This is a genomic window from Brevibacterium otitidis (genome assembly GCF_042429315.1).
Classification (GTDB): domain Bacteria; phylum Actinomycetota; class Actinomycetes; order Actinomycetales; family Brevibacteriaceae; genus Brevibacterium; species Brevibacterium otitidis.
The window spans coordinates 1-19,466 of record NZ_JBHMAU010000065.1; the positions used below are offsets into that span (position 1 = coordinate 1).

Consider the following 19,466-nt stretch of genomic DNA (forward strand, 5'->3'; position numbering starts at 1 on the left):
CCTGCGCGACGTCTTCGACAAGCTCTTCAACATCTATGGCCAGATCATATTCAGGATCGGTCCTATGCTGACTGTGATCGATGGGCAGCAAGCGGAAGTTCGGGCAGTGCTCGCAGAGAAGTTCTTCTGCTCGCTCACGCAGCCTCACTACTTCTTCGTCAAGAGCTGATCCATCTGGAGCGACTGCGAGGATCAGCGTTCTGTCCGAAAAGTGCCCTCCGCCCAACGCTCGCGACACACCTGCTGTGGCGATCGTTCCAGCCAGCACACATACACCGAAGACCGGCAGCCAGAAAACCGTAACCCCCGAGGGCCGGTCAGCGACGCCCTCGCTGGTGAGCATGTAGAGCCACGGCACTGAATGCAACGGAGACACCAGCAAGACCACTCCCACGGCACCGAGCCCGGTCAGCGGCAGCGTACCTCGTACCGTTGAGAAGGAAGCTGCACCGGCGAACAGACCACATCCGAAACCGGAAAGCATCATCCAAGCGAAGAAAGTGATGAACCCACCGACGATTGGCTCGCCTTCGAGCGCAACTGTCAACGGGCCGGGTGCGGTCACGATCGCCACAGCGACAGTGCTGAGACCGTACCCAGTTGCAGTGACGGCAAGCAACGGCGACGATGACGGGATCAGCCACCGCTTCATCAACCGCATAGGCCAATCCTCACAATGTCAGACGTCAGTGAGATCACTATACTCACGACGATCCGCAACTGGCCGCCGTTGACGGCCATCCATCGGTTCACCGCTAGCCGGGCGTCCACCGCCGGCCAATACCGCTTCACTTCCCGCCGGTGATCTCCACATGCAGCGCTGCGAGCAGATCCTTGACCCGGGTGTCGACATCCTCAGACTGCATCTCATTGGTGAGGAACGAGAACGCGATGCCGTGTTCAGGCCATGCGCCGTGCAGTCCCCCGCCGGCACCCGAATGCCCGAAGGCCGTGCCGACTGGACCGTAGGTGCCGATCGGGTCGGCGAGTTCGAAGCCGAGGCCGAAGCGCAGCGGCCGGTCGTTGATCGCATCGATCCCCTCCGACCAGGTGCGGGTGAACAGCTCACGGGTCTGCCGGGAGAGGATCGCGCCGTCTTCCAGCAGCAGCGCGTAGAACCGCGCCATCGACTCCGCGTCGTCATCGGCGCACCGGTCATCACTGCGTTGGCGGCCAAGATGGACCGCCGGTGGCTGTTGCTGAGCCTCATGGTCGTCTTCGTCGCGGGCCCGCTGGTCGACCGGTCGATCGAGCGCTCGGCTGCTATCGGGCTCGTCGGCCTGGGTGCAGTGCTGCTGACCTTCGGGCTGTTCGCCCACGTGCCGGCCGTGGCGATCGGCTGCGTGTCGGTCATCGGCATCTTCAGCTCGCTGTTCGTCACTGCCCTGCAGGCCAGACTCATGCGCGAATCCCACGACGCACCCTCGCTGACTGCGGCGATGAACCATGCGGCGTTCAACTTCGCCAACGCGCTCGGGGCTTTCGCCGGCGACATCGTCATCGACGCCGGGCTCGGCTTCCGCGCACCTGCACTCACCGGTGTCGGCCTGACCGTCATCGGGCTGGTCGTCACGACGATCGCGATCACCACCCACCATCAGTCACGGGCACGCCGGGTCGTCGACCTCGGCGGTTAGGGCGCAGCTCTGTCCCCGTCAGCGCAGCTCAGGCTGCTGGATCATCCGGGTCGTCAGCAAATTCGGCCATGTCCGCCGCGGAGAGCTCCCCACCGATGTCAGTCGCCTGCAAGAGGATCATGCGCGCCGCAGGAACAGCGGTGAAGCATCCGCGCTCGTCTGCACTGAGCAAACCCGCTGTCTCCAGGCGACGGAATCTTCTGACGAGAGAACTGCAGATCATACCTGCGGTGATGGCCCAATACTGGCTGGCATAGTCGCTGCCGAATTCTTCTGAGACGGGCGCGTCTCCGTGCAGCTGTGCGATCGCGTCAGCTGCCGAGCTGTAGTGCTGCCCGGCCTGCTGTGCCTCCTGCGGCACGTCAGGCCACACTTCGATGTCCTCCAGCAACAGCGGGACGCCGGTGATCAAGACGGTTGCCATCTCTGCAAGGAAGCTGTCGAATTCTGCCTGCTCGACTGCCATGGGCCAGCTGCTGTTGTCGATGTGCAGCGTATAGACGCACCACAGCACCACGAACTGGATGAGCCTCCCGAGCGCCTCGTCCCCGGCCGCCTCGGCAGCGTGCGCCGCTGCATCGGCAGGTGAGGCACCATTGCGAAGCTGCTCATCGAGGGCGCGCGCCACAGCCAGCAGCCCATCCTCACGCGTCTCTGAACCGCAGCACACCGTGGCTGCAGTGTCATTGACGAGAAACTCCGAGCTGAGCAGCATGCGCCATATCTTCGTGAGCTCCCACAGGTTGTCCATCCGCCTGGCTGCAGCGATCTCAGTCGCGTCATCCATACCGCACAGTTCGCCGACTTCGGCCAGATGGATCGGCTTGACTGCGAGGGTGCTGGTGACCGGTCGCCTGTTCTTCTCGCCGCTGTCGACCCAGGCCAGCAGCCGCAGAACCGCGCTGGGAAGACGCAGCTCCAGCAGCGCTGCCGGGTCCGAGAGCACATCTTTCAGCGGCGGGACCTCCTCCGGCAGCTGCTCGGGCATACCCAGCAGGGCGCGCATCTGTGCGTGCCCGGCAGCGATCTCATCGTCGATGAGGGTCATGAGGTCTCGCTGCTCCTGCGGCGACAGCTGCGGCGCAACGGCGAAGTCATCCGGGCTGGCGTCCTCCAGGAAGCTGCTGCGGCGCTGCCCCGAACCCCACATCTCACCCGTCGTGGGGTCTGCCAGCATGAGCGGAAGCGCGGCGGGACCATCGGCATCGAGGATTGCCGAGCGCTCCTCGAAGCTCAGGGCGTTGAAGTGCTCCATGAAGGCGGCGGTGCTGGCTTCATCATTCATAGCGAAACCCTGGTCGAGTGCGTACTGGACCATCTTCGTGGTCGACGACTTCGGCACGCGGTTAACCGCGTCCGAGGCAATGAACGCATCGACATCGGTGAGGAAGTCATCGAGATCCGGCCAGCGTTTGGGATACCGGGCCGCCATGAAGCGGCCGAGCTCCCGGCCGACGACCGGGATGTAGCTCAGGTCGTCCTCCAGCGACCGGGCCGGCATCGTCTCGGTGATGAGTTCGAGAAGTGTGAGCGAGTCAAGCTCATCGGGTTCCTGCTCGCCTGAGAACATCATGTCCTGCATATGGAACACCTGGTCGAACACCTGGACCGCATGGACCCCGAACTTCAGGTTCTGGTCTTCGCAGCGTCTGACGAACGCCGTGCGCAGGGCCGTCAGCCGCTGTTCGCGCGGCAACCGCCGCTGAGTTGACTTCGACTTCTTCCGCTTCTTGGCGATGATGCACCTCGCGTTCCTGCCTGCACGGCACCAGTAGCTGTGTCGTTCGAACTCAGCAACAGACTACCGAAATTGCAGGCGTCAGGTGTTCGCCCGCCATACGGCGGCCATCAGGGCGGGGCCGGCGAGGTCAGCACGAACCTCGACCGGCCTCTTCCAATGCTCGCCGAAGAGCTTAACCGCCACGCGGGCATCAACCACTTCCAACCTGCGATGCAGTTGTTCACTTCACAATGGGCCCAGTCCTTCAGCGCTTCTGCCGATCCGAGTGACAGCCTCATCGCTGAGCCGGGGAATCAGCACATCCATCACGGCCCCTGCTCCGCTGTCGGGTAATCTCATGGTATCGCTCGGCGGCTGCTTTGCCGCTGTCCCCGATTGAGCGCCGGCGCCTCATGAACCGGAGACCCCGACGGCTCAGCCGGTCACCTCGGCGTACAGCGCTGCGAGCAGATCCTTGACCCGGGTGTCGACATCCTCAGACTGCATCTCATTGGTGAGGAACGAGAACGCGATGCCGTGTTCAGGCCATGCGCCGTGCAGTCCCCCGCCGGCACCCGAATGCCCGAAGGCCGCCTCGACCGGCCCGTAGGTGCCGATCGGGTCGGCGAGTTCGAACCCGAGGCCGAAGCGCAGCGGCCGGTCGTTGATCGCATCGATCCCCTCCGACCAGGTGCGGGTGAACAGCTCACGGGTCTGCCGGGAGAGAATCGTGCCGTCTTCCAGCAGCAGCGCGTAGAACCGCGCCATCGACTCCGCCGTCGCGATGCCGCCGGCAGCGGCCTGCTGCGCGGCGTGGTATGCGCGGGTGTTGAACGGGCTGTCTCCGGACAGCAGCAGCCCGGCGTACATCCGGTCGACGATCGCCCGGCGCTCAGGGTCGTCGTCGAGGAACGTCGAGACCCGATAGCCGACAGCCTGGTGGATCGGTGCGACCCGGTCCTCCAGCTCCGCAGGCAGCCCGAGGTGGATGTCGAGTCCGTGCGGGCCGGCGATGCGTTCGGCGATGTGCTCGCCGATGTCGGCGCCGGTGACCCGCCACACGAGTTCGGAGACCAGATAGCCGTAGGTGATCGCGTGATAGGCGACCCTGGAGCCCGGGGTCCACAGTGGCTGCTGGGCGGCGAGCCGGGAGGCCATGAGCCGGTTGTCGTACTGCTCGCCGGGCCCGGCCGGGTCCGGGTCGACATACGGCAGCCCGACCGTGTGATTCAGCAGATGGCACACCGGCACTGCGTCCTTGCCTGCGGCCGCGAACTCCGGCCAGTACCGGACGACGGGTGCGTCGACGTCGATGAGCCCGTCATCGACGAGCATCCCGACGACGGCGGCGGCCAGGCCCTTCGTCCCGGAGAACAGCACGGCCATCGTCTCCGGCGTCCACACCTCGGGCGCGGCAGCCCCGCCACGGCAGGTGCCCCCGCCGGCCAGACTGTGCACAAGCTCGCCGTCGCGGCACACGGCGAACGCCATGCCGCCGCCCACGCGCACGTGCCGGTCGAAGACCTCGGCGACGGAGCCGGCCTCAGAGGCTGGGCACATTGGACAGCAGGTCGCGGGTGTAGGTGTGCTGCGGGTTCTCCAGCACCGCGTCGACCGGGCCGTCATCGACGATCCGGCCGGCGTTGAGCACCGCGACGCGGGAGGCGATGTGGCGGGCGAGCGCGATGTTGTGGGTGACGAAGAGCATCGCCAGGCCGCGCTCGTCCTGCAGGGTGCGCAGCAGCGAGATGATGCTCGCCTGCACGGACATATCGAGTGCTGAGGTGATCTCATCGCAGATGAGCACACTGGGCATGTTCACCAGCGCGCGGGCGATCGCGGCACGCTGCCGTTCACCGCCGGACAGGTCGCCGGGGCGCCGGTCGTGGAACTGGCGGCCGAGCCGGACGACATCGAGGGCGTCCTTGACCCGCTCGCGGCGCTCGGCAGCCGAGAGCCCGCCAGCCATCTCCAGCGGCACGGCCAGCGATTCGCCGATCGTGCGCCTCGGGTTGAGCGAGGAGAACGGCGACTGGAAGATGTACTGGATGTCGGTGCGCTCACCGACGCTGCGCTGCCGCGTCGAGCGCGCAACGTCACGCCCGCGGTAGATGACATCGCCGGTGTAGCCGTCGTTGAGGCCGGCGATCGAGCGCGCCAGCGTCGTCTTGCCGGAACCGGATTCGCCCAGCAGCAGCGTGCACTCCCCGGCCCGCAGGTCGAGGTCGATCGATTCGAGGATCGTCTTCGGCCCGTAGCTCAGGCCCAGCCCGCGCACCTGCAGCACCGCATCGGTCGCCGGCGCTGTCGGCTGCAGTTCGCTCACATCGCTTGCCACCGTCGCCCCGCCGGTGGCTGTGCCCCCGGTGCCGGTTTCCGGGCCCGAGGCGGTGACCGCCTCGGCAGCGGGGCTCGCGTAGGTCGCATCCGTGGTGAGCAGGTGGGTCTTCTGATTCTGCTCAGCGGCCGCGGCTCTCGCCTCGGCTGCCGCCTTCTCATCTGCAGGCACGTCGGCGCGTTCGAAGTCGCCGATCCGGTTGCGCCCGGCCAGGTCCGGTACGGCGGCCAGCAGCGTCTTCGTGTAGTCGTGCTGCGGGCGTTCGAGCACGTCGGCACACGAGCCGTGTTCGACGATCCGCCCGCGCAGCATGACCGCGATCCGGTCGGCGATCTCGGCCACAACGGCCAGGTCGTGGGTGATGTAGAGGCCGGCGACCTTGTTGCGCACGGTCATCTCGCGGATCGTGTCGAGCACCTGCGCCTGCGTGGCGACGTCGAGGCCGGTGGTCGGCTCATCGAGGACGAGCACATCGGGATACATCGCAAAGGCCATCGCGATGCCGATGCGCTGCTGCTGACCGCCGGAGAGCTGGTGCGGCCAGCGCCGCTGATAGGCCTCATCATCGGGCAGCCCGACCTCGCGCAGCACCGAGCGGACGCGCTCGGCCCGCTCCTCCTCGGAGGAGCCGAAGCCGTGGATGTCGAGCACCTCGCTGATCTGCTCACCGACCCGCATGCCGGGGTTGAGGGAGAGCGCGGGATCCTGCGGGATGTAGGACACCCGCGCTCCGCGCAGCTGCCGCAGCACGGCATCAGGCAGCGCGGTCATCTCCGCCGGCTCATCGGCGTCCGACGGGTAGAGCCACACGGTGCCGCCGGCGTGGGTCAGCCCGGTGCGGAAATGCCCGAGCACCGCGAGTCCGACGGTCGTCTTGCCGGAGCCGGATTCGCCGACGAGGGCGAGGATCTCGGAGGGCTTGAGGTCGAGGTCGACATCGGTGATGACGTCCGCCCCCGAGGTGGTGGCGGTGATGTGCAGATCGTCGATCTCGAGGACGTTGCCGCCCTCCTGCGCCCGGGCATGCCAGGCTGAGGAGCGGCGTGCAGACGGGCTGACCGTGGCGATGCTGCCGGTGGAAGTGGTGTCGAAGCTGCTCATTGCTCACCTGCATTCGATGTGGCCGAGGCTCGCGCGATGGAGTCGGCGATGAGATTGGTGCCCACGGTCAGCAGTGCGATCGCCGCCACCGGCAAGAGCACACCCCAGGGCTGGACGGACAGGGCGATGCGGTTCTCGTTGATCATCAGACCCCAGTCGGCTGCCGGCGGCTGCATGCCCAGGCCCAGAAAGGACAGCGAGGCGATCGCGCCGATCGAATAGGTCAGGCGCAGGCCGGCCTCAACGGCCATCGGGCCGGTGATGTTGGGCATGATCTCCCGGGTCAGCACCCTCAGGCGCGGCATCGCGTACATCTCCGCTGCCCGGATGTAGTCCTCGTTGATGACGCCAAGCGTGGCCGAGCGGGCCACGCGGGCGATGCGCGGGGCGTGGGTAATGCCGATGACGGTGACGAGCACCCAGCCCTGGGGGCCGAGCACGGTGATCGCCAGCAGCGCGAAGACCAGCTGCGGGATGGCCAGCAGCACGTCGTTGCTGCGCATGATGACGGCGTCGAGCCAGCCGCCGGTGTAGGCGGCGGTCATCCCGAACAGCACGCCGAGCACCAGGCCGATGAGGGTGGCGAGCGCAGCGTAGAGGATGAGGGTCATACCGCCGGCGATGAACCGGGTGAGGACATCGCGGCCGAGGTTGTCCGTGCCTGCCGCGCCCTCCCCGCTGAAGGGCGGGGCGACGAATTCGGTCGTCGTGTAGCCGGTGGCCCACGGCACGAGAAGCGGGCCGAGGAAGGCCAGCAGCACGACGACGGCGGTGATCGCGACGCCGATCTTCGCCTGTCGCTGCGCCCAGAAGCGGGTGAGCACGGTGTTGCGGGTGCCGGTGTGGGCGTCTTTGGTCTCCAGGGACGGGCCGGCAGGGCTCGGCTGGCCGGACTGTGGCGGCTGGCCGGACTGTGGCGGCTGGTCAGTCTGCACCGGCTGGCCGGTGCTGCCGGGAGGCGGTGTGGTAGTCATCAGGCGTCACCTCCGGTGCGCAGCTTCGGGTTGGCGAGGATGCCGACGATGTCGGCGAGCAGATTGACGATGATGTAGATGAGCGCGACGATCATCGTCACCGCCTGCACGACCTGCACATCGCGGTAGTTGACCGCGTCGATGAGGGCCTGGCCGATCCCGGGATAGCGGAACAGGAACTCGACGACGACCACGCCGCCGGCCATCCAGGCCAGCTGGATGGCGATGACCTGCGCGACCGGGCCCACCGCGTGGGGCAGGGCGTGGCGGAGGATGACGCGGCGTTCGGGCACGCCCTTGAGGCGGGCCATCTCGACATAGCCGGAGTCGAGCACTTCGATCATCGTCGCGCGCATCATGCGGGCGATGTAGGGGGTGACGACCAGGACGAGCACTGCGGTCGGCAGGATGAGCTGACTGGGGAACTGCCACACCTGGGTGCCCGGCGGCGACATCGTGACAGCCGGCAGGATCGAGAACACCGTGGTGGAGAACAGCGTCACCAGCCCGATGCCGACGACGAACTCCGGCAGCGCGGCCAGCACGAGTGAGGCGGTCGAGACCGCCGTATCGGAGGGCCGCCCGCGGCGCAGCGCAGAGTAGATGCCGAGTCCGATGCCGGCGGGAATGCTGATCGCCGCTGCCGCGATCATGAGCACGAGGGTGGCGCCGACGCGGTCGGAGAGCAGCTGGCTGACCGGTTCGCCGGTGGCGACAGAGGTGCCGAGGCTGCCGGTGAACAGCCCTCCGAGCCACATGATGTAGCGGGTCAGCGGTGGGCTGTCGAGGTTCATCTCGCGGTTGAGTGCGTCGATCCGCTCCGGGGTGGCCTGCTGGCCGAGGATCGCCCGCGCCGGGTCGCCGGGCAGCAGCAGGGTGGCGAAGAAGACGATGAGCGAGACAGCGAAGAGGATGACGATGCTGATGAGCAGCCGTCTGAGGATGAGCTTGCCGATCATGCGATGTCTCCGATCCACACGCGGTGCAGGTTGAAGCCCGACAGCGGCATGCCGGTGGCGTTCTCGCGAAGGCCACCGAGGTAGGCCTGGTAGGCGTCGACCTGATTGGCGAAGCCCCAGATGATGAGGCCGCCGCGGTCGTAGAGGATCTCCTGCGCCTGCTGGATGAGCTTCGTGCGCTCCTCCTCGTTGGCTTCTGCGCGCGCCTGTGCGCAAATGTCAATGAACTTCGGGTCGTCCCAGTGGGATTCGTTGAACGGTGCGTTCGGAAGTGTGCCTGCGGTCGTCTGGGTGAGAAAGGACTTCGTGTTCCAGAAGCTCTGGCTGAAGGGGTACTCCAGATAGTTCGACCAGTAGGCGGTGAGGTCGAGCCGGTTGATCGTCACCCGGATGCCGGCGCCCTTGGCCTGTTCGGCGAACACCTGGGCGGCTTCGACGACTCCCGACTGGATCGGCGCGGTGACAAGTTCGACGTCGATGCCGTCGGGGTAGCCGGCCTCGGCGAGCAGCCGCTTGGCCCGTTCGAGGTCCTGTTCGCGCTGCGGCAGGTGACTCGGGTACTCAGGGTCGTCGATCGAGTACATATCGTTGGCGATCCGGCCCTGCCCGGAGAGCACCTGGTCGATCATCTCCTGCCGGTCGATCGCCAGCCGGAAGGCCTGCCGCACCCGTTCGTCGTCGAAGGGCTCCTGGTCAACGCGCATCGTGAACGGCATCCACATGCCCGTCTCGGAGTTGAGGATCCGCATCCGGGCGTCGGCGCCGATGACGTCGATGAGCGAGGTCGGGATCTGTGCGACGGCATCGACCTGGGTAGAGAGCAGGGCGTTGATGAGTGCGTCGGTGTCGTTGAAGTTCAGCAGGGTGACCGCGTCGACGTAGGGGCCTTCACCCCAGTAGTGCTCGTTGCGCACGAGCTGGGTCGACAGGCCCGGGGTGAAGCTCTCGAGCTTGAACGGCCCGGTGCCCACCGGGTTGGCCGGGTCGAAGTCGGCCGGAACGATGATGACGGTGTACTGGGCGACGGCTTCGTTGAGCACAGAGTCCGGCGTCGAGAGCCGGAACTCAACGGTCCGGTCGTCGATCGGAACGACTTCATCGACGGCGGCGAGACCAGCGGCGTCATTGCCGGGGTCATCGGGGTTGAGAATGCGCTCGATGCTCGCCTTGACGTCCGCGCCGGTGACCGGTCGGCCGTCGGAGAACTTGATGCCTTCGCGAAGGGTGGCCGTCCATACGGTCGCGTCATCGTTGGGGACGAAGCTTTCGGCCACGGCTGGGAACATCTCGTACTCGTCGCCGCGGCCGATGAGCGCATCGTAGAGGTTGATTGCCCGCGCGATGTCGCCGAGGTTCGTCGCCTTCATCCCGTCAAGGGTGTCGGCTGCGCCGCCGCCGACGAATCCGACGCGCAGCTCACCGCCGCGCTGCGGGGGTCCGGTGACTTCGGCTGCGGGTCCGACGGTCGGCTGGCTGCCGCTGGAGCAGCCGGCGAGCATGATGCCGAGGCCGGCGCCCAGGCCGCCTCCGAGGATCGCGCGCCGGGTCGGGCGGCGCTGGGGTCTGCCGGTGGCAGGTGATGCCGTCATGATGCTGACTCTCCTTTCGATGTCGCCGACCGCGCCCGAGGTGCCGGTGCAGGATGCGTGGTGCTGCCGGTGGGTGCGGGTGCGAGGATGGTCGCGGCGAGGTAGCGGTCGATGAGTGCTTGGGGGTCGTCGGCGGCACCGGCGAGGGTGCGCAGCACGAGTCCGTCGAGGAAGATCGTCAGCTGTGCCGCCGCCTCGTCCGGGGTGCCGACGTCGAATGCTCCCGCGCTGTCACCGGCGGCCAGGCAGTCGGTGAGCACGGCGTCCCAGGCCGCGGCGAGGGTCGAGGCGGCGGTGCGGGAACCGGCGCCGACGGCGATCTCGGCGAAGTTCTGCAGCCAGATCGACCAGTCGCCGGCGAGGATCGTCGAGGTTTCGGCATCGGTGATGCAGGCGGCGAAGCCGGGCGGCAGCTTGAGTTCGATGAGTGCGCGCAGCAGCTGTATGTGTTCACGGCGGGTGCCTGCGGCTGTGCTGGCGAGCAGCGCGGCGCGCTCGCGCTGCAGGCGAGCGGCGGAGTGCTGCAGGGCTGCGACGAACACCTCCTGCTTCGAGGTGTAGTGATAGTGCAGTCCGGCTGCGCTGATGCCGGCGCGTGAGGCGATGTCGATCATCCGCACCCGGTGATAGCCCCATTCGGAGAACAGCCGCCAGGCTGCATCGGCGATGCGGGTGCGCATCCGCTGCGCTTTCGCCCCACCGGGGCCGGCTGCGACGGCCTTCCGGCCGGCCGCTGCGGCATCCGGCTCCCCGGCAGACATACCCGCGGGCGCCCCGGCGGACGTGCCCGCAGGGGCGTCGGCCAACGTGTCAGCCGGGTGCTGCTCTGCTGGTGGCTGGCTGTCCGCTCCCCTGGTGAGCCAGTCGAGGGAGACGTCGGTGAGATCGGCGATGGCGCTGAGCTCCTCGAGCCGGAAGCGGCGCGCGCCTGAGAGCGACTTCGACAGCTTGGTCTTGTCGACCCCGATCTGCCGGGCGGCATCGACCTGGCTGAGTTCGCGCATGCGCAGGGCATGACCCACCCGCGCAGCCACTGCAGCGGCCGATGTTGCAGCAGGTGAGGTTGTCGCAGTCATGAGCCAACCGTAGCCGTAAGTTGCGAGAATCGCTACATTGCCGGTTGATGACCGGTTTGAGAGCCGCGTCATAGCGCGTCCACGGCGACACCCTTCCTGCTCTCGCGCACCTTCGGGCGGCTCCCCGCCGGATGCCCTGCGGTTACCGCCGGCCCCCTTCCCGCACCCGCCCCGCTGACCGGATGCCGAGAGGCTTTTGACGCGCACCATCGAGCCGGTAAAGTTAATAAACAATCGTTCAGCGAGTATTCAAACAACCCGCCGGGAGGCACCATGGGCCAGCGTTTCACTGGGAAGACTGCGATCGTCACGGGCGCATCGCGCGGCATCGGCTTCGGCATCGCCGAACGTCTCGTCGCCGAAGGAGCACGGGTGTGCATCACCGCCCGCGGCGAGGAGGCACTTGCTCAGGCCGCCGAGCAGCTCGGCGGACCGAACAAGGCGATCTACGTCGCCGGCAAGGCCGATCGACCCGAGCACCAGGATGAGGCCATCGCGCAGACCACCGAAGCCTTCGGCCCTATCGACATCCTCGTGAACAACACCGGCATCAACCCCGTCTACGGCCCGATGATCGAACTCGACCTCGATGCCGCCCGCAAGGTCTTCGAGGTCAACGACATCTCCGCCCTGTCCTGGACGCAGAAGGTCTACGCAGCCTCGCTGGCCGAGCGCGGCGGTGCGGTGCTCAACGTCGCCTCGGTCGCCGGCCTCGGCCAGCCCGAGGGCATCGGCTTCTACGGCTCCTCCAAGGCGATGCTCGTGCACATCACTCGCCAGCTGGCCGTGGAGCTCGGACCGAACATCCGCGTCAACGGCGTGGCCCCGGCCGTCGTCAAGACCCGATTCGCCGAGAAGCTCTACGCCCACGACGAGGAGGCCGTGGCCGCGGCCTATCCGCTCAAGCGCCTGGGCACGCCGGAGGACATCGCAGCAGCCGCAGCCTTCCTGCTTTCCGATGAGGCCAGCTGGATCACCGGCCAGATCCTCACCCTCGACGGCGGCATGACACTGTGCGGCGGCGTCTGACCCAGCCCCCACAGCCAGCCGTCTGCTGACTGTCACTCACGGACCCCCGGTCGAGCCCACCTCGGCCGGGGGTCCATGCTGCGCGCGAAAACCGCCGGGATAGGAGACCGCCGGGATATGCGTCGCGTCACAAACCGGCCCCCGAGGGTGTGCACTGCCGAGGCAGTTAGGTAACGTTAGCCTAACGAACGTTGGACACGTTTCCGTTTCGTAAATAGGTGAGCGCAGCTTTAGTGTGGTTCGCCTAAGGAATCGGGAGTTTCCGACTGCCCGAACCACACCACCACGCCCCCGCGCGTCACCGGTGCAGTCCACCGACAGCGCGCACTCGAAAGGAGCCCTACCTGATGCGGATCAAGCATCGCCGTCTGAGCGCCGTCGCTGCTCTCTCAGCCGTCGCACTCACCCTCAGCGCCTGCGGTTCAGACACCGGCACCTCGGCGGAGGAAACCCCTGAGAACTCCGCGACCGTGACCGTCGAAGACAACAACGGCACCCACGAGATCGCCACTCCGCCCACGAGCGTCGTCGCCACCGACAACCGCACCTTCCAGACCCTTGACGACTGGGGCGTGGAGCTCAAGGCCGGCGCCGTGGCGCTCATGCCCGAGAGCGTCTCCTACACCCAGAACAAGGATGTCATCGATCTCGGCAACCACCGCGAGCCCAACCTCGAAGCCGTCGTCGAAGCCCAGCCGGATCTCATCATCAACGGTCAGCGCTTCTCCCAGTACGAGGAGGATCTCGCCAAGCTGGCCCCGGATGCCACGATCCTCAACCTCGATCCGCGCGACGACCAGCCCCTCGACGCTGAGCTCAAGCGCCAGACCGAGGTGCTCGGCGAGGTGTTCGGCAAGCAGGAGGAGGCCAAGCAGCTCAACGAGGACTTCGATGCCTCGATCGAGCGGGTGAAGAAGGCCTACAACTCCGATGAGAAGGTCATGGGCGTCATCACCTCCGGCGGCGACATCAACTACTCCGCACCGAAGGTCGGCCGCACGCTCGGCCCGGTGTTCGACATCCTCGACCTGACCCCCTCGATCGAGGCTCCGGAGGGCGCATCGGACGACCACACCGGTGACGATATCTCCGTGGAGGCGATCGCCGACTCGAATCCGGACTGGCTGCTCGTGATGGATCGCGATTCCGCAATCGAGGACGATGCCAAGCCGGCCCAGAGCATCATCGAGGAGTCCCAGGCGCTCAAGAACGTCAACGCCGTGAAGAACGGCAACATCGTCTACATGCCCAAGGACACCTACCTTGCCGAAGGCATCCAGACGTACACGACCTTCTTCAACGACGTCGCCGACGCGATGGAGAAGTCCAAGTGACAGCCTGCCGGTGGGGTCAGGGGCCATCCGCTCCACCGGCACCCCCTGACCCCACCCGATTGAGAGCATGAGCATCAGCGAGCATGACCAGGCCAGCCGCACCACCGGTGCCGGCACCCGCGCGCCTGCCGCTACGCAGAATGCTGCCGTGCCCGAGGTGCCGGCTGGGTCCACCGGGCCCGAGGCACCGGCTGGCCGGGCGCGGAAGGCTCCCCTGTTCACGTGGCCGCTGCTCATCGGCCTGCTCGTCACCGCAGCGCTGGTCGCCTCCTCGCTGTTCACCGGCGTCTACGACATCTTCGGCGCCGAAGACGGCTCGGAGATGTTCGCCATCACCCGGGTGCCGCGCACCATCGCGCTCGTGCTCGCCGGTGCGGCGATGGCGATGTCCGGGCTCGTCATGCAGCTGCTGACCCAGAACCGCTTCGTCGAACCGACGACCACCGGCACCACCGAATGGGCCGGCCTGGGTCTGCTGCTGGCCTTCATCGCCTTCCCCGGCGCTCCGCTCATCGTCACCATGAGCGTGGCGATCATCACGGCCTTCATCGGCACCCTCATCTTCTTCGCCTTCCTGCGCCGCGTGGCGCTGAAGTCCTCCCTCATCGTGCCGATCATCGGGCTCATGCTCGGCGCCGTCGTCGGCGCGGTCTCCACCTTCCTGGCGCTGCAGACCGATCTGCTGCAGACCGTCGGCATCTGGTTCGCCGGCTCCTTCACCGCAGTGCTGCGCGGACAGTACGAACCGCTGTGGTTCGTGCTCATCGTCGTCATCGCCGTGTTCATCGTCGCCGACCGGTTCACCGTCGCCGGCCTGGGCGAGGAGATCGCCACGAACGTCGGCCTGAACTACAACCAGGTGCTGCTGCTGGGCACCGGGCTCATCGCGATCGCCACCGGCATCGTCACCGTGGTCGTCGGCAACCTGCCGTTCCTCGGCCTCATCGTGCCCAACATCGTCTCGCTGTTCCGTGGTGACGACCTGCGCTCGAACCTGCCGTGGGTGTGCCTGCTCGGCATCTCGATCGTCACCGTCTGCGACATCATCGGCCGCACGATCGTCGCCCCCTTCGAGATCCCAGTCTCCGTCATCCTCGCCGTCGTCGGCGCTGCGGTCTTCATCGTCCTGCTGCTGAGGAGGCGCCGCCGTGGCTGAGGTGCATCACGCGACCTACACCGACCCGGCATCGCTGGCCCGCCAAGCCGGCCAGCTCGGCCCGTCCACCCTGCCCGACGTCGGCGGCGCCACCCCCACCGCCGGCGCCACCCCCACCGCCGGCACCGCCTCGGGCACGGCAGACGAGACCGCCACCGCCGCCTCGGGCGCGGCAGCCCGGACCACCAGCGCACGCACTCATACGCCGGCACCGGCACCAGGCACCCGCCATCAGGGCGCCCTGCCGACCAGATCCGCGCGGGTGCGCTACTTCGCGATCCTGGCCGGGATCGGCGCCTTCGCGCTGGCCGCCTGCTTCGCGCTGCTGGCCTGGGACAACCCGATGCCGGTCGGTTCGGAGGGATTCTGGCTCATCGCCAACCTGCGCGCAACGAACATCGCCGTCATCGTCATCGTCGCCTTCTGCCAGGCGATGGCGACCGTGGCGTTCCAGACAGTGACCCACAACCGGATCATCACGCCCTCGATCATGGGCTTCGAGTCGCTGTACACGCTCATCCACACCTCGATGGTGTTCTTCTTCGGCGCCGCCGGCATCGTCGCGGCCGGGTCGACGAGCATGTTCCTCACCACCGTCGGAACCATGGTCGTCTTCGCCGCGTTCCTCTACGGCTGGCTGCTCTCAGGCCGGTACGCGAACATGCAGATCATGCTGCTCATCGGCATCATCCTGGGTGCTGGGCTCGGCTCGCTGTCGACGTTCATGCAGCGGCTCATGACGCCCGGCGAGTTCGATCTGCTCACCGCCCGGCTCATCGGCTCGATCTCCAACGCCGAGGCCAGCCACCTGTGGATCGCAGCCCCCATCGTCGCCGCCGCCGGTGCCGCACTGTGGTTCCTCGCCCCGAAGCTCAATGTACTCGCCCTCGGCCATGACACGGCCGTCAACCTCGGGCTCAACCAGCGGGCCTACAACATCATCGTGCTGCTGCTCGTCTCCGTGCTCATGGCGATCTCGACCGCCCTCATCGGGCCGATGACGTTCTTCGGCTTCCTCGTCGCGATGCTGGCCTACCAGCTCGCCGACACCCACGACCACCGGTATGTGTTCCCCCTCGCCTGGCTCACCGGCATCGCCGTGCTCGCCGGCGCTTACTTCTCCCTCAAGCACCTGTTCTATGCCGAGGGTGCTGTGGGCATCATCATCGAGGTCGTCGGCGGTTCGTTCTTCCTGCTCTACATCCTGCGAAAGGGCCGCCTGTGATCACCCTCTCCGCTGTGCGCAAGAGCTACTCGACCGAGGTCGCCATCGGCCCGGTCGACCTGCAGATCCCCGCCGGCGGCGTCACCGCCCTCGTCGGGCCCAACGGGGCCGGCAAATCGACGCTGCTGACGATGGTCGGCCGGCTCATGGGCATGGACGAGGGTGCGATCGAGATCGCCGGCTACGACGTCGCGACGACGAAGTCGAAGGATCTGGCGAAGATCGTCTCGATCCTGCGGCAGGAGAACCACTTCGTCACCCGGCTCACCGTCCGCCAGCTTGTGGGCTTCGGCCGGTTCCCCTACTCGCACGGCCGGCTGACCGCTGCCGATGATGAGATCATCACCCGCTCGATCGATTTCCTGGGCCTCGGGCCGCTGGAAGGCCGGTACCTCGATGAGCTCTCCGGCGGGCAGCGGCAGCGCGCCTACGTCGCGATGGTGCTGGCGCAGGACACCGACTATGTGCTCCTCGATGAGCCGCTGAACAACCTCGATATGCGCCATTCGGTGCAGATGATGCAGCACCTCGAGCGGGCCGCCGCCGAGCTCGGCCGCACCGTTGTCATCGTGCTGCACGACATCAACTTCGCCGGCCACTACGCCAAGCGGATCTGCGCGGTCAAGGACGGACAGGTCTGCTACTTCGGCACCCCAGCCGAGATCATGCGACCCGAGGTGCTCTCCGATGTCTTCGACACCCCCGTCAACGTCATCGACGGCCCGCGCGGGCCGCTGGCCGTGTACTACTGAATCGGGCCCGCTGCATCGACACGTCTAGTGTCGAGTCTTTCACCACCCAGTGCGATGAGGTTTGCCTCAAATCGCTCCCGAGTGTTGATGTCTTCTGTACTGATTTCTGGGATGCGCAGGGGGAACATGACCTGAACGAGCTATTAGTAGTCCTGGTTGATCCCGTTAGCGAGTCTTACTCTAGTAATTGACGGTCTCACCTACTGCTAACGGTCACGCGGGTCGGTGGGCTTCCCTGAACGTGACTTCAACGCCGACACCACGAGGAAGCCGCCGAAGATCGCCAGTGGCAGAAGAGTATCTGTGAGAGCCTGTCGGGGCAGGGGCAGCATGCATTCTGTTCCATTCACCTCAACCATTCGTGACCATGCCGCCTTGTGCAAGGTTGAATCGGCCTTAACGCACCGCAGCGCCTCATTTCCCACCACAATTCTACGACCGCCGATGCGCAGTTCCACCCAGTCGTCCACGCCTGGCTGATCTATTTCATAGATCACGAGGTCTCGCACAACACCGTCTACCTGGACAGGAATCAGCGTCCGATGCCAGGACACAACGCTGCCGATGATAGTGAGAGTAAACCAGAGCAAACCCAGTATCATGATGGTTGTGCGTGGATAATCGCCCCTGACTTTGTGTTCAGACGATGCCGACAAGCCGAGCCCCCACGATAATCAGGCCTGTGCCACATACAACTCCGGCTGCTTCATGAATCAGCATCCTCGGCTGTTCCGGATAGCGAATTGGCATAACGACCAGGACGCTACCGACGAGCACTGCACCCAGCGACTGATGAACGATGTCTAAGATGTCTGCAACAGGGGCCGCAAACATCACGATTTCTGCAATCAAACCGACGCCTATTGAGAGGAGCACGACAACCACTACGCCCGCTTGGAAACTGCCTAATGCGGTCAGCGACCGCTGATCAATAATCAGCCAGCCTGCCTCGAGCACAGAAGACAGAATCACTGTGCCACCGGCTCCAGCTACAAAGTGAGCGGCGTAATCGTACCTCCCGGAGCCTAAGAAGTAGCACGTGGAACAGATCAGGACCAGGAATAGAACCGCTAGAACCCTCTGACCCTGCGAATATTCATACGTTCCGGATCTCGACGGGAACAGAATGCCACCACCAACCAGTTGATCGGTCAAACGTGCCGGTCTGGTCGAGGTAGTCCTCAACCTTCGCGCGCGTCTCATTATCGGAAAGCTGGATCTCCATAATCGCCCCAGAACAGCGCTCGACAGCAATTGCATCGGCGTCACCTATAGCGGGAAACTCCTCGATAGCCTCGTTCACCGAAGCCGTTGACGGAATATCCGAGCAGGACGCCTTATTAGGTACGTTGTCGTACACTGCGTCCTGCACGAAGAAGGATGGCAACGCGAAGTACGCCACGATAACCACCGCGGCGAGAGCAGCGAATGCCACTCCCGCCACGATTACGACACGACGAATCAAGCGACGGAACCGGACATTGCGTTTCACCCGATCTGTCAAGCGGACACTCTCAGTGTTTGTCATGCCACCACTTCACGTAAGCGCCCCATGTCAGATAAGGCCAGCTATAATTGTGGATCTCTGGGTTCGGTTCACCGTACTGGATCCAGTAAGTTTTCTTCCCTGTCACATACCCCTGGTTTCGGAACCTCGGACTCTTACAGTAACCATACTTCGTTGAGATTCCGCGGCCCTGAGTGTAGTCGCTGGCGCACTTGTATCCCCGGGCACCGCAGGCATAACCGGCGGTTCTGTGGAATCCAGCCTTCCGCAGAGCCGCATGTGGATTCGACGACTTCTTCTGATGCCTCGTTGGCGACTTGGAGGGAACGGGATGCTTCTTGTCACCGCAAGCATTCACTCCTGCCTTTGCGAGCGGAATCTCATCATTTCGCGTCTCCTTGTCTTGACTGGGTGATGCTTCCATCATCTCTTCCACGAGCGGGAACGACTCCAGTGACACGCTCTCCAGCTTCTCGCCGGACATGATCGCGTCCACGAGGTAATTGTTTGCAGCAACAGTCTCTTTTGTCACCTCGACGACGATCTCACTCGCACCAGATGCTCGCGCTTTGCGGACATCCAATGATTGATAACCTGGCTTTCCCGTGACGAACTTGGCTAGGCTCTCGACCTCTGCGTCCAACCCGCCACCTTTGGCGAGTTCGCGCACGGCTTCAACGCGCGATTCTCCGCCCTGGTTGGCAGCAACGGCGGATCCAGCGGTCGGAGCCAGCAGAACCGCTGCGGCGGTCAATGCAACTATCTTAATCGGCAGATTCACGAGGGTTTCCCTTCCTTTCGGCCCAGACTTGGCTTAAAGCCCATTCCGATCAAACGCAACTATCACGGCTTGACAGCTGTGCCAGAACCGGCCTGACACCAAGTGCTCATGTAACAGTGTCGTTGCTCAGGTCCGCACGCACATCCCCCGGACGGGTGAAATGCGGCCTGTACGGGATGAACCGGCTCTTCCGGTTTCAGAGTGCGTGACGCGGTCTCTGACTGCCGGGTGTTGGTGATGAATGAGGGGCGGGCCTTGGGTGAAGATAGAAGTTCCTCAACTCGTCTC

At 65.5% G+C, this 19,466-nt stretch carries 18 protein-coding genes; 6 read left to right on the plus strand and 12 right to left on the minus strand.

The features are described 5' to 3' along the window. Together ACFFN1_RS09710 and ACFFN1_RS09715 are read right to left on the minus strand one after the other, a co-directional pair. Nucleotides 1-661 (minus strand): hypothetical protein (locus ACFFN1_RS09710; RefSeq protein ID WP_376840519.1); only part of this gene is annotated, 661 nt, incomplete at its 3' end. A gap of 127 nt (nt 662-788) precedes the next feature. Continuing rightward, on the minus strand, nt 789-1,127 hold the full coding sequence (locus tag ACFFN1_RS09715; protein WP_376840521.1) for a serine hydrolase: 339 nt from the start codon (nt 1,125-1,127) through the stop codon (nt 789-791). An 81-nt stretch (nt 1,128-1,208) separates the two neighbouring features. On the opposite strand from ACFFN1_RS09715, the gene ACFFN1_RS09720 reads away from it, so the two are divergent. Then, nucleotides 1,209-1,637: an MFS transporter gene (locus ACFFN1_RS09720; protein ID WP_376840522.1), complete on the plus strand. Its 429-nt coding sequence runs from the start codon at nt 1,209-1,211 to the stop codon at nt 1,635-1,637. Nucleotides 1,638-1,665: 28 nt separating this feature from the next. Here the strand turns inward: ACFFN1_RS09720 and ACFFN1_RS09725 are convergent, their stop codons facing one another. The 7 genes from ACFFN1_RS09725 to ACFFN1_RS09755 all read right to left on the minus strand — a co-directional run bounded on the left by ACFFN1_RS09725 (nt 1,666) and on the right by ACFFN1_RS09755 (nt 11,394). Next, entirely contained in the window at nt 1,666-3,333 is a 1,668-nt protein-coding gene (locus tag ACFFN1_RS09725) for a hypothetical protein (protein ID WP_376840523.1), read from the minus strand. A gap of 459 nt (nt 3,334-3,792) precedes the next feature. Further along, nucleotides 3,793-4,917 carry a serine hydrolase domain-containing protein gene (locus tag ACFFN1_RS09730; protein ID WP_376840524.1) on the minus strand — a complete coding sequence of 375 codons (1,125 nt, stop codon included), beginning with the start codon at nt 4,915-4,917 and terminating at the stop codon, nt 3,793-3,795. Further along, the gene (locus ACFFN1_RS09735) at nt 4,901-6,796 is read right to left on the minus strand and encodes an ABC transporter ATP-binding protein (RefSeq protein WP_376840525.1); all 1,896 of its coding nucleotides are present in this window, start codon (nt 6,794-6,796) and stop codon (nt 4,901-4,903) included. The genes ACFFN1_RS09730 and ACFFN1_RS09735 overlap by 17 nt, the downstream gene beginning before the upstream one ends. Then, entirely contained in the window at nt 6,793-7,770 is a 978-nt protein-coding gene (locus ACFFN1_RS09740) for an ABC transporter permease (RefSeq protein ID WP_376840526.1), read from the minus strand. The genes ACFFN1_RS09735 and ACFFN1_RS09740 overlap by 4 nt, the downstream gene beginning before the upstream one ends. Beyond that, the gene (locus tag ACFFN1_RS09745) at nt 7,770-8,729 is read right to left on the minus strand and encodes an ABC transporter permease (protein ID WP_376840527.1); all 960 of its coding nucleotides are present in this window, start codon (nt 8,727-8,729) and stop codon (nt 7,770-7,772) included. The genes ACFFN1_RS09740 and ACFFN1_RS09745 overlap by 1 nt, the downstream gene beginning before the upstream one ends. Beyond that, nucleotides 8,726-10,318 (minus strand): ABC transporter substrate-binding protein, encoded by a 1,593-nt coding sequence (locus tag ACFFN1_RS09750; RefSeq protein ID WP_376840529.1) that lies wholly within the window; start codon nt 10,316-10,318, stop codon nt 8,726-8,728. The genes ACFFN1_RS09745 and ACFFN1_RS09750 overlap by 4 nt, the downstream gene beginning before the upstream one ends. Continuing rightward, nucleotides 10,315-11,394 carry a TetR family transcriptional regulator gene (locus tag ACFFN1_RS09755; RefSeq protein ID WP_376840530.1) on the minus strand — a complete coding sequence of 360 codons (1,080 nt, stop codon included), beginning with the start codon at nt 11,392-11,394 and terminating at the stop codon, nt 10,315-10,317. Before ACFFN1_RS09755 ends, ACFFN1_RS09750 begins: the two co-directional genes overlap by 4 nt. 273 nt (nt 11,395-11,667) lie before the next feature. Here ACFFN1_RS09755 and ACFFN1_RS09760 point away from each other — a divergent pair, with 273 nt between their 5' ends. From ACFFN1_RS09760 to ACFFN1_RS09780, 5 genes are all read left to right on the plus strand, one after another. After that, on the plus strand, nt 11,668-12,423 hold the full coding sequence (locus ACFFN1_RS09760) for an SDR family oxidoreductase (RefSeq protein ID WP_376840531.1): 756 nt from the start codon (nt 11,668-11,670) through the stop codon (nt 12,421-12,423). 347 nt (nt 12,424-12,770) lie between these two features. After that, on the plus strand, nt 12,771-13,757 hold the full coding sequence (locus tag ACFFN1_RS09765) for a siderophore ABC transporter substrate-binding protein (RefSeq protein ID WP_376840533.1): 987 nt from the start codon (nt 12,771-12,773) through the stop codon (nt 13,755-13,757). A gap of 67 nt (nt 13,758-13,824) precedes the next feature. Further along, the gene (locus ACFFN1_RS09770) at nt 13,825-14,913 is read left to right on the plus strand and encodes an ABC transporter permease (RefSeq protein WP_376840534.1); all 1,089 of its coding nucleotides are present in this window, start codon (nt 13,825-13,827) and stop codon (nt 14,911-14,913) included. Next, on the plus strand, nt 14,906-16,138 hold the full coding sequence (locus tag ACFFN1_RS09775; RefSeq protein ID WP_376840536.1) for an iron chelate uptake ABC transporter family permease subunit: 1,233 nt from the start codon (nt 14,906-14,908) through the stop codon (nt 16,136-16,138). The genes ACFFN1_RS09770 and ACFFN1_RS09775 overlap by 8 nt, the downstream gene beginning before the upstream one ends. Continuing rightward, nucleotides 16,135-16,890: an iron ABC transporter ATP-binding protein gene (locus tag ACFFN1_RS09780; RefSeq protein ID WP_376840537.1), complete on the plus strand. Its 756-nt coding sequence runs from the start codon at nt 16,135-16,137 to the stop codon at nt 16,888-16,890. The genes ACFFN1_RS09775 and ACFFN1_RS09780 overlap by 4 nt, the downstream gene beginning before the upstream one ends. Before the next feature lie 639 nt (nt 16,891-17,529). On the opposite strand, the gene ACFFN1_RS09785 is transcribed toward ACFFN1_RS09780, so the two are convergent. The 3 genes from ACFFN1_RS09785 to ACFFN1_RS09795 all read right to left on the minus strand — a co-directional run bounded on the left by ACFFN1_RS09785 (nt 17,530) and on the right by ACFFN1_RS09795 (nt 19,178). Continuing rightward, nucleotides 17,530-17,847 carry a hypothetical protein gene (locus ACFFN1_RS09785; RefSeq protein WP_376840538.1) on the minus strand — a complete coding sequence of 106 codons (318 nt, stop codon included), beginning with the start codon at nt 17,845-17,847 and terminating at the stop codon, nt 17,530-17,532. A 139-nt stretch (nt 17,848-17,986) separates the two neighbouring features. Then, a complete protein-coding gene (locus ACFFN1_RS09790; protein WP_376840539.1) occupies nt 17,987-18,382 on the minus strand; it encodes a hypothetical protein in 396 nt (131 codons plus the stop codon). A gap of 22 nt (nt 18,383-18,404) precedes the next feature. Next, nucleotides 18,405-19,178: a hypothetical protein gene (locus tag ACFFN1_RS09795; protein ID WP_376840540.1), complete on the minus strand. Its 774-nt coding sequence runs from the start codon at nt 19,176-19,178 to the stop codon at nt 18,405-18,407. Nucleotides 19,179-19,466 lie beyond the last annotated feature (288 nt).

What these genes read in the sequence shown, in the direction of transcription:
- ACFFN1_RS09750 (WP_376840529.1), bottom strand. Translation starts at nt 10,318, where the DNA reads ATGACGGCATCACCTGCCACCGGCAGACCCCAGCGCCGCCCGACCCGG.
- ACFFN1_RS09770 (WP_376840534.1), top strand. Translation starts at nt 13,825, where the DNA reads ATGAGCATCAGCGAGCATGACCAGGCCAGCCGCACCACCGGTGCCGGC.
- ACFFN1_RS09755 (WP_376840530.1), bottom strand. Translation starts at nt 11,394, where the DNA reads ATGACTGCGACAACCTCACCTGCTGCAACATCGGCCGCTGCAGTGGCT.
- ACFFN1_RS09745 (WP_376840527.1), bottom strand. Translation starts at nt 8,729, where the DNA reads ATGATCGGCAAGCTCATCCTCAGACGGCTGCTCATCAGCATCGTCATC.
- ACFFN1_RS09760 (WP_376840531.1), top strand. Translation starts at nt 11,668, where the DNA reads ATGGGCCAGCGTTTCACTGGGAAGACTGCGATCGTCACGGGCGCATCG.
- ACFFN1_RS09740 (WP_376840526.1), bottom strand. Translation starts at nt 7,770, where the DNA reads ATGACTACCACACCGCCTCCCGGCAGCACCGGCCAGCCGGTGCAGACT.
- ACFFN1_RS09720 (WP_376840522.1), top strand. Translation starts at nt 1,209, where the DNA reads ATGGTCGTCTTCGTCGCGGGCCCGCTGGTCGACCGGTCGATCGAGCGC.
- ACFFN1_RS09715 (WP_376840521.1), bottom strand. Translation starts at nt 1,127, where the DNA reads ATGGCGCGGTTCTACGCGCTGCTGCTGGAAGACGGCGCGATCCTCTCC.
- ACFFN1_RS09730 (WP_376840524.1), bottom strand. Translation starts at nt 4,917, where the DNA reads ATGTGCCCAGCCTCTGAGGCCGGCTCCGTCGCCGAGGTCTTCGACCGG.
- ACFFN1_RS09765 (WP_376840533.1), top strand. Translation starts at nt 12,771, where the DNA reads ATGCGGATCAAGCATCGCCGTCTGAGCGCCGTCGCTGCTCTCTCAGCC.
- ACFFN1_RS09735 (WP_376840525.1), bottom strand. Translation starts at nt 6,796, where the DNA reads ATGAGCAGCTTCGACACCACTTCCACCGGCAGCATCGCCACGGTCAGC.